18 protein-coding genes are annotated in these 16,042 nt (G+C 65.5%); 6 read left to right on the forward strand and 12 right to left on the reverse strand.

Annotation, left to right across the window (positions count from 1 at the left end):
• Positions 1 to 282: 282 nt before the first annotated feature.
• From OG866_RS23945 to OG866_RS23955, 3 genes are read right to left on the reverse strand one after another with little or no spacing between them, the layout of a single operon-like run.
• Positions 283 to 1,758 (reverse strand): ATP-binding protein, encoded by a 1,476-nt coding sequence (locus OG866_RS23945; protein WP_329337644.1) that lies wholly within the window; start codon positions 1,756 to 1,758, stop codon positions 283 to 285.
• Positions 1,759 to 1,760: 2 nt separating this feature from the next.
• Positions 1,761 to 2,600 carry a bifunctional DNA primase/polymerase gene (locus OG866_RS23950; RefSeq protein WP_329337646.1) on the reverse strand — a complete coding sequence of 280 codons (840 nt, stop codon included), beginning with the start codon at positions 2,598 to 2,600 and terminating at the stop codon, positions 1,761 to 1,763.
• Positions 2,597 to 3,676: a DNA cytosine methyltransferase gene (locus OG866_RS23955; protein WP_329337648.1), complete on the reverse strand. Its 1,080-nt coding sequence runs from the start codon at positions 3,674 to 3,676 to the stop codon at positions 2,597 to 2,599. The genes OG866_RS23950 and OG866_RS23955 overlap by 4 nt, the downstream gene beginning before the upstream one ends.
• Before the next feature lie 108 nt (positions 3,677 to 3,784).
• On the opposite strand from OG866_RS23955, the gene OG866_RS23960 reads away from it, so the two are divergent.
• Complete coding sequence (locus OG866_RS23960) at positions 3,785 to 4,087, forward strand: hypothetical protein (protein ID WP_329337650.1); 303 nt, start codon at positions 3,785 to 3,787, stop codon at positions 4,085 to 4,087.
• A 7-nt stretch (positions 4,088 to 4,094) separates the two neighbouring features.
• Here OG866_RS23960 and OG866_RS23965 read toward each other — a convergent pair whose 3' ends face one another.
• The 9 genes from OG866_RS23965 to OG866_RS24005 all read right to left on the reverse strand — a co-directional run bounded on the left by OG866_RS23965 (position 4,095) and on the right by OG866_RS24005 (position 10,012).
• Entirely contained in the window at positions 4,095 to 4,562 is a 468-nt protein-coding gene (locus OG866_RS23965; RefSeq protein WP_329337652.1) for a hypothetical protein, read from the reverse strand.
• Between the two features lie 203 nt (positions 4,563 to 4,765).
• Positions 4,766 to 6,889, reverse strand: coding sequence for an FtsK/SpoIIIE domain-containing protein (locus OG866_RS23970; protein ID WP_329337654.1), 2,124 nt, complete (start codon positions 6,887 to 6,889; stop codon positions 4,766 to 4,768).
• A 147-nt stretch (positions 6,890 to 7,036) separates the two neighbouring features.
• Complete coding sequence (locus tag OG866_RS23975) at positions 7,037 to 7,207, reverse strand: pRL2-8 (protein WP_329337656.1); 171 nt, start codon at positions 7,205 to 7,207, stop codon at positions 7,037 to 7,039.
• A gap of 2 nt (positions 7,208 to 7,209) precedes the next feature.
• Complete coding sequence (locus OG866_RS23980; RefSeq protein ID WP_329337658.1) at positions 7,210 to 7,527, reverse strand: hypothetical protein; 318 nt, start codon at positions 7,525 to 7,527, stop codon at positions 7,210 to 7,212.
• 2 nt (positions 7,528 to 7,529) lie between these two features.
• Positions 7,530 to 7,766, reverse strand: coding sequence for a hypothetical protein (locus OG866_RS23985; protein ID WP_329337659.1), 237 nt, complete (start codon positions 7,764 to 7,766; stop codon positions 7,530 to 7,532).
• 35 nt (positions 7,767 to 7,801) lie between these two features.
• Complete coding sequence (locus OG866_RS23990) at positions 7,802 to 8,188, reverse strand: RRQRL motif-containing zinc-binding protein (RefSeq protein WP_329337661.1); 387 nt, start codon at positions 8,186 to 8,188, stop codon at positions 7,802 to 7,804.
• Entirely contained in the window at positions 8,188 to 9,246 is a 1,059-nt protein-coding gene (locus OG866_RS23995) for a conjugal transfer protein (protein WP_443063656.1), read from the reverse strand. Before OG866_RS23995 ends, OG866_RS23990 begins: the two co-directional genes overlap by 1 nt.
• Positions 9,247 to 9,302: 56 nt before the next feature.
• Positions 9,303 to 9,752, reverse strand: a complete 450-nt coding sequence (locus OG866_RS24000; protein ID WP_329337665.1) for a Pycsar system effector family protein — start codon at positions 9,750 to 9,752, stop codon at positions 9,303 to 9,305.
• Positions 9,749 to 10,012: a DUF6284 family protein gene (locus OG866_RS24005; RefSeq protein WP_329337667.1), complete on the reverse strand. Its 264-nt coding sequence runs from the start codon at positions 10,010 to 10,012 to the stop codon at positions 9,749 to 9,751. Before OG866_RS24005 ends, OG866_RS24000 begins: the two co-directional genes overlap by 4 nt.
• A 584-nt stretch (positions 10,013 to 10,596) precedes the next feature.
• Here OG866_RS24005 and OG866_RS24010 point away from each other — a divergent pair.
• The 5 genes from OG866_RS24010 (at position 10,597) to OG866_RS24030 (ending at position 15,189) form a co-directional block, all read left to right on the forward strand.
• On the forward strand, positions 10,597 to 11,367 hold the full coding sequence (locus OG866_RS24010; protein WP_329337669.1) for a GntR family transcriptional regulator: 771 nt from the start codon (positions 10,597 to 10,599) through the stop codon (positions 11,365 to 11,367).
• Positions 11,364 to 11,933, forward strand: coding sequence for a GNAT family N-acetyltransferase (locus tag OG866_RS24015; RefSeq protein ID WP_329337671.1), 570 nt, complete (start codon positions 11,364 to 11,366; stop codon positions 11,931 to 11,933). The genes OG866_RS24010 and OG866_RS24015 overlap by 4 nt, the downstream gene beginning before the upstream one ends.
• A gap of 351 nt (positions 11,934 to 12,284) precedes the next feature.
• Entirely contained in the window at positions 12,285 to 13,358 is a 1,074-nt protein-coding gene (locus OG866_RS24020; protein ID WP_329337673.1) for a DUF262 domain-containing protein, read from the forward strand.
• Entirely contained in the window at positions 13,355 to 14,107 is a 753-nt protein-coding gene (locus OG866_RS24025) for an MAE_28990/MAE_18760 family HEPN-like nuclease (protein ID WP_329337675.1), read from the forward strand. The genes OG866_RS24020 and OG866_RS24025 overlap by 4 nt, the downstream gene beginning before the upstream one ends.
• Positions 14,104 to 15,189 (forward strand): DNA cytosine methyltransferase, encoded by a 1,086-nt coding sequence (locus OG866_RS24030; protein ID WP_329337677.1) that lies wholly within the window; start codon positions 14,104 to 14,106, stop codon positions 15,187 to 15,189. Before OG866_RS24025 ends, OG866_RS24030 begins: the two co-directional genes overlap by 4 nt.
• Positions 15,190 to 16,042 lie beyond the last annotated feature (853 nt).

The following is a 16,042-nucleotide window of genomic DNA, read 5'->3' on the forward strand; positions in this document are numbered from 1 at the left end:
CGTGACACGGATGACGCGGGATGACGCAGCGTTCGGCCGTCTGCGTCATCGCTGGAGCCGCTGGTCAGGGACCGGTTTCGTGGGGCTGGTGACGTGGGTGACGCAGCGTCTCTCTTCTTAGGAAAAGCAGAGGGGGTTGGTGTCTGTTGTGGTGCGCCGCTCAGGACGAGAAGAAGGAGCCGCTGCGCGGCACGTCTTGTGCAGCGGCGGCAGGCCGCCGCAACAGCAAGAAGAGCACCCGGCGCGGGGTGCTCCTCTTGCTTGTGCAGTTCAGAGGCGCGGTCAGAATGCCGCTTCCTGCTGGTGCGAGGGCTCGACCGTGGGGCGGGTCATCTCGATGTAGCGGGCTGCGCTGGTGCGGCCCCAGTCGATGAGGACGCCCCGTGCCGCGAGGGTCGGCTGTAGCCGCTTGAGCCGGTCGGAGAGAACCTTGCCGGTCGTGGGCCAGCCCTTGGGCAGGGGACGGCACTCCTCGCCGCTGTAGAGGCTGGTGAGGCAGTGCAGCCACTCCGATGACGTCATCCGGACCTCGGCGCCGACGTCGAGCCCCGCGGCGTGCTCCAGAACCGTCTGAGCCAACAGGTCGCCCTCGATGACGTCGTCGTTGAGGTCGTCGAGACTCGCCCGGTACGCGGCCAGTGCTCCCCAGCCGGTTGCCGCATCGAGCTGGGCGCACAGGTGGGCGAAGTCAGCCATCCGCAGGTCGGTGGGGGTGTCCGCCTGCGCGGCCCGCACCCTCACCGTCAGGTCCAGCAGGGAGCCGAGAACGACGGGGAGGATCTCCGCGTACTCCGTCCACAGCTCCGCCTCGGTGCGCCGCACCTGGGGCCGCACGAGGCGCAGCGGCAAGAGGCGTTCGGCGAGGTCGGGGCGGATGACGCCGACGTCGATCCCGGTCAGCAGCATGGGGCGCCGGTAGCGGGAGCGCACGACGTCACCATCGGTGAACAGCGCGCGCTTGATGCTCTCGGCACCGGTCACGATGCAGCACATGAGGTCGGACAAGTCCGGCGGCAGGTGGGAGAGGTTGTCCAGCGCGGTGACCCATCCGGCGGCAACCGCCGTGATCATGTTCTCCTCGTCCTTCGGGGCCCGACGCAGGTCGCCGCTCATTCCCTCGATGATCCGCACGAGCATCCGGCCGCCGGTGGACTTGCCGGCGCCCTGGGGGCCGGTGAGGAACGGGGCGGGAACGGGCACGGACGGCTCCAGGCAACCGATGAGCCAGGCGAGGGCCAGGCACTCGGTCTCCGCGTTGGCGAAGTTGCAGAGCCTGAGCAGGAGGTCGATGCCCTTGCCGTTGGTGTCCTTGACGGGCAGGGGCAATTCGCCGGTGAGCTGGGTGCGCCGCCAGCAGACCTCTTGGGGGTCGGGGGTGCGGATGTCCCAGCCGGTGGGGTGGATGCGGACGGACTTGCCGTCGGTGCGGCCCAGGTCCAGCCATGTGGCCCCGTCGTACCCAGGTGCCACGCGAATGTGGGTGGGCTGTACGTCCTCGGTCAGGGCGAGTGCTTCGATCAAGTCCAACGCCTCCTTGAGTGCTGTGCCGTTGAAGACGCCGACCCCGTCTTTGAAGAGGCCGACCATGAGTTCTTGGCGGTGGCTGCCGGTGGTGCCCTGGGAGCGGATGGGGCGGGCGACGGGGTGGCCGTTCTTCTGTGCGTAGACGGTGCCGTCGATGGTGCGGAAGTAGCGGAAGTGGGCTTGCGCGTAGTCGGTGATGATCTGGCGGGCCGGAGTCTTCTCGTCCTCGGACACGGTCACATCCCCAGTGCGGTGCGGGCGTTGGTCCACGCGTCGGTGCAGTGCCGGGCCGTCTCGCCCTTGGCCCGTGCGGCGGTGAACAGCCGGGCGACGTGCGTTTCGGTGAGGCAGCCGCACCGGCCATGGGTGGAGAGCACCGCGAGGAAGGTGCGGTAGACCGTCGCGTGGATCTCACTGCGGGCTTCCGTAATGCGCTGCTCCGCCATGGCGAGACCACGGGCGAGGTAAGTGGGCGTGCGGTGCGGGCAGGCGCCCCGAATGCCGGGTACGGGCGCTGTGAGTCTCTGTGGCGCGCCGAGAGGCTTGGGTGCCTGCTTTACCGCCAGGGAGCGCACAACGTCCGGCAGGGGCGCCGTGGCGCCCTCGCCGGGAGCAAGCCAACGGGCGTACTGCATAAGGGACTTGACGTCCACGCCGGGCCGAACCGCGTTGGATGACGGCATGGTGCCCCGGTAGATCCAGTGCTCGCCCCGCGTCGTCGGCACGGTCCGCGTGGCGGGCAGCGTGGCGCGAGCCCATTCGATGGCGCCTGTGCTGTCGAGGTCGACGACGGTGAGGCCTGCGCCGCCGGGGTGGTAGGCAACAGCCGCCGCCTCACGCCACGCGCGCGCCCACGCCGGGGAGTTGAGGACGTCAGGGTCTGTGGTGGCCGCCGCCCATCCGTGGCACGGGGCCGGGCAGGTGCAGCGGCCGGGGGTCCGCATGTTCGGCCGTCCCCCGCACGCGTTTCGCGTGCAGGTGGGGCAGTTCCCGAACGGCAGCTTCCCCGCCCGTAGCGGCAGTACGGGCAGGCCGCCAGCGGCGAGACGCAGAGCGGTCATAAGGTGCTCGTTCATGCGGCCACCTCCCACGTCTCGTGTGGCCTGGTCGTGCGGGAGCGCAGGAGGAGTGCGTAGGCGTGGCGGCCCTGTCGGGGGACGACGCCGTTGCCGATGATGCGGAGTTGCTCCTTGCGGGGGATGTCGGGCACAGCGGTGACCCAGCCGGCTGGCAGGCCCATCATCCATTCCGCGAACGCGGGAGACAGCCGGCGGTTGCCTCGGGTGCCCGGCTCGGTGGGGCAGGGCGCGGCCTGGCCGGTGACGTGCTCCCATCGGCGGATGGCCGGCCCGTAGTCGATGCCGTCCGTCGAGATCCATGTGCCGCTGTAGGGCAGGCGGTTGACGACGAATTCGTTGAGCGGGCGGGAGTTGTGGTCCATCAGGTTGGAGGCGCCGGACTTCCAGTCCCGTGCGGCCGGGGTGGGCAGCAGCGTCACGTTTCCGGCGGGGGTGCCGGCAGGCGTGTCACTGCGGTGCGCAGGTTCATCCCGCCCTTGCGCTTCGGGCTGGTGCCGGGGCCACCCGTGCCGTCCGAGGTGGTCGGGGTCGGCATCAGCGGGATGGCCAACTGCGAACCAGCGGTCGCGTTCGTGCGGGGCGCCGGTTTCGGGGTCACCAGCTCGTACACATGTCCACCGGACGTCATACCCGATCGCGGCCAGGTCCGCGGCGACGACGTCCAGCCCCCGCGAGCGGAGCGCCGCCACGTTTTCCAGGAACACGAGACGCGGTCGAATGTGGCCCACAGCCTCAGCGACGTTTTTCCAGACTCGCGACCACTGGCCATTGATCCCGTCCTTCCGTCCAGCGTTGGAGGTGTTGCGGCAGGGGAACCCGGCACTGATCACGTCCGGCCGGTACAGGGCACGAACCCACTCCCAGTCGGCGCGGGTGATGTCCCCGAGGTTGGGCACGCCCGGGTGCCGGTGGGCGTGCACGGCGGCGGCGTAGGGGTCGTTCTCTGCGAAGGCGACGACCTGGCCGCCGATGTGGGCGCGTACGGCGGCTTCCAGTCCGCCGTAGCCGGCACACAGGCCGACGATGCGGGCCGGCGTGTCTGGGGCTCGCCGGATGTCGGTGGGTTGCGTCATGCTGGGAGACCTCCAACAGGTCTGTAGAGGACTGGAGACAAGGGCGACCCCGGTTCTTGGCGGAATGGGGGGTCGCCCTGCCTGTTGCCGATCCAGTAGGGGGATGGTGTGTCTGAGGATCTGATCAGCGCTCGACTGCACGCACGGATTCAGCGGGACTTCCCGGACCCCGGTGCAGCGAAGGGGATAGAGGGCGCACTGCGGAAGCTCGCGGAAGAACTCCAAGACTCCCGACAGGACATGGAGCGTTTGTTGGCGGCAGCGGTGCTGTCCGCGAACGGAGACGTAAACGCGTTCCGCTCAGCAGTCCGCGTTGCCCGGGTGGACTGGCGTGACCTGCTCATGGATGGCGGGTTGGCCGACGAGGACTGGCCGGGTGTTCTGGATGAGGAACTGGGCAGCCGCCGGTAGCCCATGATCAGCCGTAGAACCTGTTCCGCTTGATCACTGCCTTGCGGATGTTGACGGTCGTTCCTCCGCCGTGGCCGCGCGTGCCGAGCACCTGCACGGCGAACCATCCGCCGAAGATCACGGCGGCGAGGACGATGAGCTGAGTGATCAGCGCAGTGAGCGCGGCGATGAACGTGGTCAGCAGAAGCAGCCCACCGCACACGGCGAGGAACCCGACGCCCCCAAGGGCAACGTTGACGGCCGCGCGGGAGACGGGCGGCTTGGCGACCACCGGTTCGGGCTGCATGGGGTTCATGGCGTAGCCGGTGACGACGCGGCCGTCGGGCAGGACGATGCTCGCCACCGCCGGGACGTGGCCCGGCTGGACGGGCACCATTGGGGCCGCCGGCTGAACGACGACAGGCTGTATCGGGGTGGGCTGGTGGACTTCCACGGCCCGCTCAGCGGCCGTGGGGCGGGCAGGTTCGGGGTACATGCGGAATCCCTTCCGAACGCGGGTCAGGGAGGCAGAGACACCCCCTTCCGGGGGCGCTATGGAGGGGGTCTCGGGGTCTGACCTGGGGTGCCTCCCTGCCTCCCTGAGTGATAATTCGTGCAGGTCAAGGCCAGGGAGGCGGGTCAGGGAGGGGTTCAGGGAGTTCTCCCTGCCTCCCTGACCCGGGGCGGCTCGCCTCCCTGTCACTCGGAGGCGGAAGCGGAACCGTCTGCGTCGCGGTTGGCGAGGGCGGTGGTGACGCGGTCGCGGGCGACGACCATGCGGCCGTCGGACTTGTACGGCTCCGCGCCGGCCGCGTCGAGAACGCGCTTAAGGTCGAGGAACGACCAGCCGCCGTACGCGTCCGCGTCCAACGCGGCGAGCCGGTTGATGACCTCCTGCGTGCGCACCCGGGCATCGCTGCCCAGCACGCCCGCGATGTCCGCCAACGCGTCCCGCTCCACACCCTTCTCGATGACGTGCAGCGTGGTGACGCCGCTGCGCATCGCCTTGGCGCGGGCGGCGATGGCCTTGGCGTCGTCGTCGCCGATGAAGTGCGTGCGCACCGTGATCGAGGACTGGCCCTTGGGGATGTCGATGCCGTCGGAGGCGACGACCAGCGTTCCCTTGTCCAGACCGGGGCGCAGCAGGTTGGGGGCGGCACCGCCGTTGACGGCCTTCTCCCCGAGCGCCATGACGGCCTGCGACTCCGTACCGAGGGCGAGAGCGGCGCGGGTGTGTGCGCCCTCGCGGACCAGCTTGGGGAGGTTCTGGTCGGTGGGGTCCTGGGTGCCCTGCCACATCAGCACGTTCACGACACGGCCCTGGTTGTGAATCTTACGAACGGCCATGAAGTACCGGCTGGTGGCCTTGGAACCGCCGTAGGGGCGGCCCTCCTCGTCCTTGACCGGGCACATGAACGCGACCTGTGCCTCGTCCACGATGCAGATCAGTGGATCGAAGACCATGCTCGGATCGTGCTGACGTGCGGCGATGCGGCGGTTCATCTCATCGACCACGGCTTCGACCATCTCGGTCGCTTCGATCACGTGCTCATCGGTCGGTCCCTGGATCAGGACCGTGGCGATGCCGTCGAACATGGCCCAGTCACCGCCCTTGAGGTCCGCAAGCCGGAATTCCACGGTCTTGTCGAGTGCGGCCCACAGAGCGAGAGAACGCAGGGAAGCGGTCTTGCCCTGGTTCGACAGGCCCGTGATGAGCAGGTGACGCTGATACAGGCTCAGGGCGGCGGCATCGCCGCGCAGATCCTGACCCCACGGCGCCCTGCCCGTCTTGTAGTTCGCGGTCAGGCTCTCGTCGGTGACCAGCGGCGAGGGCCCGATCGGCTCATCGAGCGCCCCGGAGTCGGCGATCCACAGTCGCACGGTGCGGGCGGCCTCGGGGATGGTGATGAACACTTCGTGTTCGTGCCGGGTGAGGTTCTCCGCGAGCTTCCTGCGCCGGTTCTGCACCTCGTTCGTCGACACTCCCGAGGGGAGGGTGACGTCGACCTCGACACCGCATCCGGCGATCGTGATCGGCGACAGCATCGACGCGCCGACGTCGCCCATCTCCTTGATGGCGTTCCTGAGGGCAGGGATGCCCAGGTCGCGCAGGGCCTTGACGACGATCGATGGGGTGATCGGCTCGCCCTCGCCGGAACGGACGTTGGCGGGCAGCGCCCACTGGGGTGCGGCCTGCTGATGCCGGCCGACCGACCACATGCCCAGCAGGCCGAACAGCGGGCCGAGGACGACCGCGTACGGCCAGATCACCTGAACGATGTGGATCAGCGCGCCGATGAACTCGATGGTGGCCGACAGCGGGGTGATGACGTCTTTGACTTCCTTGGTGTTCAGGGCCATCACGATGCCGAGGGCCACGAGGACAGCGATGCCCATGCCGGTGCCCGCGGCGACGCCCTTGGCTGCGTCCAGCGGGGAGTGCAGCAGGTCCATGCGGCGGCGGTGGCGGGCGTCGCGGAAGCGCTGGAGACGGTCCTCCCACTCCTCGGCCACCTCAAGGTTGCCCTGTGCTTCGGCGGCGCGGAGCATGCGCTCATAGCGGGCCCCGGTACGGCCGTCCCACGTGCGGCGGGCCATGATCCGGCCGCCGTTGAGGGTGTAGAGGGTGTGCCGGGCGATGGCGCGGCCGGTGGTCGTGGTGCGCTCGTCGGTGGCGATGCGCCGTATGGCGCGCCCGGAGCGCACCCACAACGGAACGAACGGGGCCGGGGCGGGGTCGGTGACCACGGTCAGCGTGGTCACGGTGCCCGTGTCGGCGGTCGGGTCGGTGTCCTTGTGCAGGTTGATGACGTTCTCGGTCATGCTGGGACTGCTCCTGACTGCCCTCATGGGGGCGGGAGTTGAGAGAAGAGCCGGGGCGGTCGGGACCGTGGCAGGGACGGCCGCCCCGACGCTCAAAGCGGGAACGTGCAGGTCACACAACGTGCAGGGGGTGGGCGGTGGGGATGCTCACCACCAACACCGCTTCCTCTTCGGCACGGGGTTCGGGCAGCCGTTGACCATGTGATCCACACACGCCGGGCAGTCCTGCCGGGGCTTGAGCCTGCGGTGGATGCTCTTGTCGTGGGCGTGCTGCCAGCACTGCGGACACTCACCCGGAGGCGTTTGTGTGGCGGCCATGGTCACCACCAGCCCGACGACTTCTTCGCGGCCTTGGCCTGCGCGTACTCGTTGACGATGCGCTGCCGCTCGGTCTGCAACGCGGTCATCTCAGTGGTCAGCCGGGTCAGAACCGACTGCTTTATGGCCGCCAGCTTCTGTTCCGCGCGGCCGGTGCTTGTGCCCCGCACCACCCGGTACGAGCCGCCCGCGAGCGCGCCCATGATCTGGCGACGCTCGGAACCGGTCAGCGGCCACCACTGCTCGTCGTGAACCGCTTGGATCTTGTCCTGCGTCTCCCGGATCTCCTTGTCCAGGCGACGGGTGTTGGGCTTGCCCATGGTCAGCCCCTTTCCTGGGTGAGAGGGGTCGTGGCACGGGTCAGGGAGATGGCGTCGGCGTCGACCGTGCAGCCTTGGGAGTCCAGCCACGCGACGACGCTTCGGAGGGCGCCGGCGCGGCCTTGGTCGGCGGGCACGGTCACGGTGCCCACGGCCCACGCCTGGCCCCTGCCCGGCGCGTTGACCCAGCCGTCCCAGTAGTAGGAGCACGCCAGCGGCGCGGTGTTGTTGCTGCTCACAGCACAACTCCTTGCTGATGATGGGGTGTTGGGGTTCAGGCGGCGGTGCGCTGTTCCTCTGCCGCCAGGCACAGTCCGCAGATGCCGTGCCGGGTCGACAGGCAGTAGGAGTAGGTGATCTGGCAGGCCGGGCAGGTGCGGCGGGCGTGCACCGCCAGGGCGAGGGCGCCCCACTTGCGCGAGGTCATCGGCCGTACCGGCAGCGCGAGATCGAGCCGGTAGAGGTAGGCCACGCGAGGGCCGCCGGTACGGCGGTTGATGCGCATGACCTGCGCCGCTACCGGCTGACCCCCCGGACGCAGACCCAGGGTCCGTAACTGCCGGCGTGTGGCCAACCCGTCGGGGGCGAGCTTCCACGGGTAGGTGGGTATGCCGTGCAGGGCGCCGGTGGGGTCGAAGCACTTGCCGTACACGCCGGACATCACGGCGCCCCGACAGTCTTCTTGGCCGCGCGCTCAGCGAGCAGCGCGTCACGGAGCTTGCGGGCGTTGGCCGGGGAGGTGTGGATCGCGCGGCGAATGCCCTCAGCGGTCACCTTCTTGTCCGACCAACCCTCCGCTGCGGTCCGTGCCTCATCGAGCAACTGGGCCCAGGTGCGCTTGGGCCGAGGCGATCGAGCAGCGTCGGGAACGCGCCCGGTCACGCCGCGCGGCGGAGTCGATGCCGCAGCGACCGAACGCGGTGCCGGGGCAGCGATCGGGGCGGCGGGCGCGGCGATCGAGGGCATCGGCTTGAGCGGGAGCATCGACTTACCCAGGTCGACCGCGACCGGTTCGGGCACGCTCAACCGGGACAGAGTGACGACCGGAGCGGGGGTCGATTCGGGCAGGTCAGCCATAGACCGTTTCCTGATGGTCTCAGTAGATTCCTCCGCATTCGCGGCCCGGGGGAGCGCCGGGGCGGTGGGGGTGTTGAACATGGCTGCGAGGGCGGCATCGGCGCCCTCGGTGACCCGATCGCGCTGCACGTCGAGCAGCCTCGATCCGAGCGCCGTGTCACCGACACCGATCCTGCGAGCCAGACGCCACGACTTGCGTTCCGACCACTTCCTGACCCAATCGGTCGGGTGCTGGGCGGCGCGGGCGCGGTGGTAGGCGAGGGCCTGTACGAGGTCGGCGGTGTGCCGCTCGTGCTCCGCGTCGCGGCCGTCGGTGTGCACCACGATCCGCCGGGCGAGGAACGCCATGCCCTCGGCTGAGACGGACATGCCCAGCGGGGTCAGGGCGTAGATGACGGTGCGGGCCGCATCGGGTGCGGCCATGGCCCCCATCACGGACGCGGCGGCGGGCAGTGCCCACAGTCCGAGTCGGACGATGCGTGGGGAGGACTGGCCCAGCATGGTCAGGCCGAGCAGGACCAGGGCGAGTACCGCGGTGGCGCCCTCGCCCGCTCCGAGCGCTCCGAGGGCGGTGCCGGTGCCGTAGGCGTGGCCGATGTTGCTGTACGTGCCGATCCCGCCGACCACGCCGGTGGCGAGCATGGGCACGAACGCGGCCGTCAACACTCCGATCTGAACCTTCGTCAACTCGGTCCGGTTCACCGCGCACCCCCGGCGGTCAGCAGGAGGGCGAGGACGAGCAGGGCCCCACCGGTCAGGGTGAGGTCGACCGCACGGCGCAGGCAGGTGAACTTGGCGACCGCCAGCCGGGACAGGCCCGCGACGTCGGCGGCGAGATCCCCGCCGTTGAGATGCTGGGTGATCTCCTGAGCGGTGAGGGTGGCCCACAGCGGGAAGCCGTGACGGCCGCGCAGGTCGGGGCGCACCGACCGCAGAAGCAGTCCGGCCGCCGCGACCAGCAGCGCCACCCCGGCGCCGCCCGCAACACAGGCGGGCACGTTCAGCGGCAGCTCCCGGGCGATCGTCCAGGCGCCGGCGAGGACCGCGCCGACGAACGCCAGGAGCAGTGCGGTCTTGTTGTCGGTGCGGGCGATCTCCGCCTTCAGCTCGGCGTGCGCGGCGGTCAGCTTCGGGTTGATGGTGCTCATGCCGCACCGCCGGTTGCGCCGGAAGCGCGGTTGGCCAGAGCCCGCCGCTCGGCGAGCACACGCCGGCGGGCGCGGCGGATGCGCCGGGCGTCCAGCTCGGTCGGCGTGCGGTCAAGGGTGATGATCTGCGCGTCGATCAGGTCGACATCCGCCAGGATCAGCGGCATCTCCCGCTCGATCGCGTCCAGCTCCGCGGCCGTCGGCTCCATGAAGTCGGCGAACGCGGTAACAGCGTCCTGAACAGTCACGATGGTGCTCATGGGTCGTGTTCTCCCTGGTAGGTGGAACGGCCCGAACAGCACCCCCGGAGTTGCCCCTCCGGGGGTGCGCGCCGTTGATGGGGAAAGCCGCACATCATGTGCGGCGCGGCCTACCGAGCGGCGGCCGAAGCGCCCCGACCAGGAGTCGAACCTGGCCTGCGACCATCGGGGCGGGTGCGCGAACCTGAGCCGCGCCGGCCACCTTTTTCGGGAGGTGACGGCCCGTCGTACGCGATATGGATCTGTGCCTCAGTCCCGCTCTTCCGAGGAATCGCAACTCGGTCTCTTCGCGCGGCGTATGCGCCCTTGGGCAGATCCGTTCTTTTGAGTCGGCACGTGTCCCTGACGGGAGATGACCGACTGGTCTCCACTCGCCTCGGCTGGTGTCGTCACGGCCGTCGTATCTGCGGTGGATCACGCTGTGGAGTTGTCAGTGCAGACGGGCACACTTAGTGGTGTTGCACCACCTGCTCAGCTTGTTGGTACAAGCTGATGCAGTGATGCTGCACCCACGGACAGTGAGTCGTCAAGGGGGTTGGGCCCGCATGTACCAACAAGTTGCGCGAGTGCGTCATGATGAGGGCATGAGCAAGCAGCCGAAGTACCGACAAGTTGCGGACGTCCTGCGCCGCGAGATCGCTAACGGCACCTACGCGGCCAACGGGGGCCGGCTGCCTTCTGAGAACGATCTACAGCAGCGCTTCGACGCGTCGCGGAACACCATCAGGAACGGCCTAAGCCTGCTGGTCGGCGAGGGTCTCATCTCATCCAGCCAGGGCCTTGGCTACGAGGTGAAGTCACAAGAGGTATTCGAGCTCAACGCCTCTCGCTTCGAGAACCTGACCTTCCCGCAGAACGGCGACGCCTACAGCACGGACGTCACCAACGCAGGGCGACGGCCGCACCAGACGTTCCGAGTCGAGATGCTGCCGGCGCCCCAAGAGGTCGCTGAGCGCTTGAAGGTCGAGCCCGGTACGACGGCAGTATTGCGGTTTTGTCATCGCTACGTGGACGACGTCCCTTGGTCCACTCAGGCGACCTATTATCCATCGTGGCTGGTCAACGCGTCCCCACGACTGGCTGAGCCTGGAGACATCGAAGAAGGGACGACCCGGTACCTGGCCGCTCAAGGCATCGAGCAAATCGGGTACTTCGACGAAATCGCCGCGCGGATGCCGACCCCGGAGGAGGCACGGCTGTTGGAGATCGGCGTAGGCGTACCGGTCCTGCTCTGGACGCGCACCGGCTACTCAGCTGACCGCCCCATCCGGTGCACCACCACCACCTTCCGGGGCGACTTGAACCGGATGAACTACGAGATCGGCGATCTGGCCGCCCGGAGCGAGAACACGTGATCATCACGCTTGCTGAGCCGCACGACGTAGCCAAGCTGCTGGCCTTCCGCGAGGAGGCCGCCGCTTGGCTACGCGGCCTAGGCTCCGACCAGTGGAGCCGCCCGTACCCCGCTGACAAGCTGCTCGCCACAATCGAAGCGGGCACGGTGTTCATGCTGCGCGACGGGCACACCACCGCTGGGACCATCACGCTCACCCCAGATGCCGAAGAGGGCCTCTGGACTGACGATGAACTGACCGAACCGTCGATGTTCATCAACAAGCTCACGGTCGCCCGTGAGTACGCAGGGCAGAACCTTGGCAGTCGCCTCCTCGACTGGGCGGGCGACCGGGCCCAGCGGGCGGGAGCCCGATGGATTCGGTTGGATGCATGGACGACGAATCATGCACTCCAGCGGTACTACCTGGAGCAGGGGTTCACGCACATTCGTACGGTCCGGGAGGGCGCGGCGGTGAACGGTGGCCCACGAGTCTCCGGTTGGCTTGCCCAGCGAACGGCAGAGCCAGCAGATCACGGATTCACGGACCGCACACCACCCCCATCACGGCTTCCGCTCGCGGCCTGAGCGTCGAAGCGAATCGCAGGAATTTCCCCGTCCCAACAAGCACTCGGTTCCGATCGGGCGCAGCTCCTGCCGTAGGCCGCACAGCACCGGCAGCGCTAACGCTCGCCCGCTTATGGACAGGCCCGCGGGCCTGAGTCGAGCACCCGTCGCAGCCACCCACGGTGCGAGCGTGGCTGCCGAGCCACATACAGATCAGCTCCTGCCTGGGCTCGCCAAGTCGGGCCGCACTCGGGTGGATTGACTGACTGCCAATCCTTCTGATAGGTGGGCAGCCTATGGCATGATCGTGTGCCTGTTGACTGGCAGAGGGTCCGGCGCTACGGCTCTTCGGGGAATGGGACGGACGGAAAAATGACGAACGGCGATTCAGCGATCACGCCAGAGGATCAAGAGGCGGCAGAGCAGCAGATCGTTGATCAGTCAAAGCGTATCGATTTCTACATTACAGAGTATTCGGTCGAGATTCTGGCCAACAAGATGCGCGATGGCGAATACGTGGTTCCCACTTATCAACGTGAATTTACCTGGGAACATGATCGCAAATCGAAGTTCATCGAATCCCTCATCATGGGCCTTCCAATACCCTTTGTTTTTTTCTGGGAAATGTCAGACGGCAGGCTGGAGATCGTGGACGGATCCCAGCGCTTGCGCACGCTGGAGCAATTCCTATTCGGCGAACTTAGGCTCGTCGGACTTGAAAAGCTATCTCTCCTTTCCGGCTTCACCTTTCACGACCTTCCAGAATCACGGCAGCGAAAGGTCCGTAATAGGTCGATTCGCGGGATCATTCTCAATGAGCATGCAGACGAGGCCGCGCGCCTAGACATGTTTGAACGGATTAATACTGGAAGCAAAAACGCGAATACTGCCGAAGTTCGCCGCGGAGCGCTTGCAGGTCCATTCATGGAATTGGTCATGGAGCTGTCCGAAGACCCGCTACTTCAATCGCTAGCACCTATGAGCTACAAGCGGAAGCTTGAACGTGGATACGACGAGCTCGTAACGCGCTTCTTCGCCTACAGCGATGGCCTGGCTACCTATAAGGATCGACCGTCCGACTTTATTTACGAGTACACCGAAAAGAAAAACGTTGAGTTCCGCGTCGATCGCAACGCTGCCGAGACGTACCGTAAGCGGTTCCATGAGACCATGAAATTTGTCGACCGCGTATTTCCTCACGGATTCCGCCGATCTGCTACAGGCACGGCGACACCGCGAGCGAGGTTCGAGAGTATTGCGATCGGCTCCTACTTGGCTCTCAAGGAGCGTCCCGAACTAGCGACGATAGACAGCGACAGAATCGCTGTAAGCGAGTGGACACAGGGAACAGAATTCACCCGCGCCATCGGCGCCGATGGCGCGAACGCCCGCTCTCGCCTTGAAGGGCGAATCAACTTCGTCCGATCTCGGCTGGTGGCAGTATGAGCACATCAGATCTGGTCACCTTCTTCGATGAAAGATTCAGCGAAGTCAGCGCTTATCTGGAACTACTAGAACAAGTAGAGATGGTAGCGCGTAATGGTCCGCCCAAGCTTGCAGGCTCGGAATATCGCATCACGGCGCCACAGCAGAAAATCCTATACTCCAGCGTCTACCTTCAACTTTATAATCTCGTTGAAGCGACTATGGCCAGGTGCATATCTGAGATAACAAAGGCAGCCGCAGCATCCGCGAGGTGGCAGCCCCACGAGCTTAGCGACGAGCTCCGCCAGGAGTGGGTCCGCAGTTCCGCACGCACTCATGCTGACATGGCCCCTGATAGCCGCTTGAAGTACGCCCTTCAAATGACTGATCATTTGGTCAACCAGCTACCTATCCGCGACTTCGAGATTGAGGCTGGTGGAGGGGGAAACTGGGATGACGAAGCCATTTATGCGATGGCTAAGAGATTAGGGTGCCAGATTACCATCAGCAGCACCGCTCTCGCGGGCGTCAAGCGTGTAAGACGGGATGGGATGGGATCGATGAAGTTGGTCAAGGATCGCCGAAATAGTTTGGCTCATGGTTCAATTTCGTTCGTGGACTGCGCCGATGGTATCATTGCGACGGAACTTCGAGAAATGTCGCAACAAGTTGAGAGTTACTTGCGCGAAGTAATCAAGTGCTTTGCTCACTATATTGATTCCTATATCTTTCTGCGGCCGGAGATACGGCCGAATGGTGGCACAACGTGAACGACCGTATCCCTGATATCGCTGCCGTGGACCTTTTCTGCGGCGTTGGCGGGCTCACTCATGGCCTTGTCAGAAGTGGCATCAATGTTCGAGCGGGCGTTGACCTTGATCCGCATTGCAAGTACCCATTTGAAGCAAACAACAGCGCACCATTCCTTGAACGCGACGTGAATGAGCTCAAGGCTGATGAACTCAAGGCTTACCTGAGCCCGGGCGATTACTCATTGCTGGCTGGGTGCGCGCCATGTCAACCCTTCTCCACTTACAGTCAAAGCGGGAGGAGTAAGAAGCGCGGTTTGGACTGGCAACTGGTCCTAAAGTTTGGCGCCCTAGTTGCCGAGTTGCAGCCAGATCTAGTCACCATGGAAAACGTGGCACAGCTCGCCCAGCACGAAGTTTTCGTAGATTTCTTGAAGTACCTGGATGGATATTCCGTCCATTATTCCATCGTCGAGTGCTCCAAAATTGGCGTTCCCCAGTCCCGTAAGCGGCTCGTGCTAATTGCCTCAAAATTGGGCGACGCTGGATTGAGCCTGGCAAGCCAGACCAACGCTCCCCTTCGAACCGTCCGGCAGGAGATCTCGAAACTTCCCGCCATCGCCGCCGGCGAGCAGCACAGTCGCGATCCTCTTCACACCGCAGCTTCGCTCAGCGAGATGAACATGCGCCGTATAAGGGCATCCAAGCCTGGTGGGACTTGGCGCGACTGGGATCCAGAGCTGATTGCCGCATGCCACCGAAAGACCACCGGGGCCACGTACCCGAGCGTCTACGGCCGAATGGAGTGGGATGCTCCCGCACCCACCATCACCACGCAATGCTTCGGTTTTGGTAATGGCCGCTTTGGGCACCCAACGCAGGACAGGGCCATCTCCCTCCGCGAGGCAGCTATGCTGCAAACTTTCCCTAGGAACTACAAGTTCCTCCCTAAGGGTGAGCAGGTTCGATTCAATCGCCTTGGTCGACTCATTGGCAATGCTGTTCCGGTTAGACTTGGTGAGGCTATCGGAAAAGTGATCATGGAGCATGTTCGATCAGTAGAAGGTGGTAAGAAGATGGAACCTTCGGATCGGCTTTTTTGACAAGCTTCGGTGTGTACGACAGTTCCTACTGTGGACCATTGTGGACAAGGCTGCCGAGGCTTGCCTGTGTCGCTGAACTGTGGAAATCGCCGAGGGGGAGCTAGCCTCCGGAGCAGCATGTGCCGTGAAGGCACGGAGAAATCCGTTCGAATGGCTTCCTCAGATGAGTGCTGCGGATCTACTGTTGGACTTTTTCCCTTTTGGGCAGAGCTTGCAATGCTCTGAACCATGCGGTTGGCAGAGTAGTCCCTCTCTAATCATCTTTTTGACCCCTTTGGCTGGCAAGGGGCCTTGCTTCGCCGTTTCTCGTGCTCTACGACGGGCTTCTATGGCGAGCATCTTCCTGTAGCGCGCATTCACGGTGGCTTTGGATTTGCGTCCGCCCATTGCTTACGTGCCTCCTTGTCTTTACACCAACCCCTGACGTAATAGCACCATTGAATCACCCCTCCAAGGACGACAGAGAAGGCGGCGAGCCAACGAGGGATGTTCTCGTCCGAGCGTCCCATTGGAATGAGAACGAGGCCGATTCCCGCCGCAAGGCATACGATCCCGATGTGGTAGGTCCACTCAGCCGTCCACTCCCACTTGCGTGCCGTGCGAGCATTCTCAATCTGTGCATGACGGAGGGACTCCGATTCGTCCGCAGTAAAGACGTGCGGGAGCCATTCCGTAATCTCCGCGTAGGAGTACATGCGGGCCCGCGCATTGAACCCGCATTGAACACATGCGACGAGAGCGATGGCAGCAAATGTGAGAGTAAAGAGCGCCCATCCGGGATATCGGATCATGTTTGGAGCCTGGGCAATAACGCCGACGGTGGCGGCGGAGAAACCTGCAAGGAGGGCAGCTG

Origin of the sequence: Streptomyces sp. NBC_00663, assembly GCF_036226885.1 — a bacterium.
Classification (GTDB): Bacteria; Actinomycetota; Actinomycetes; order Streptomycetales; family Streptomycetaceae; genus Streptomyces.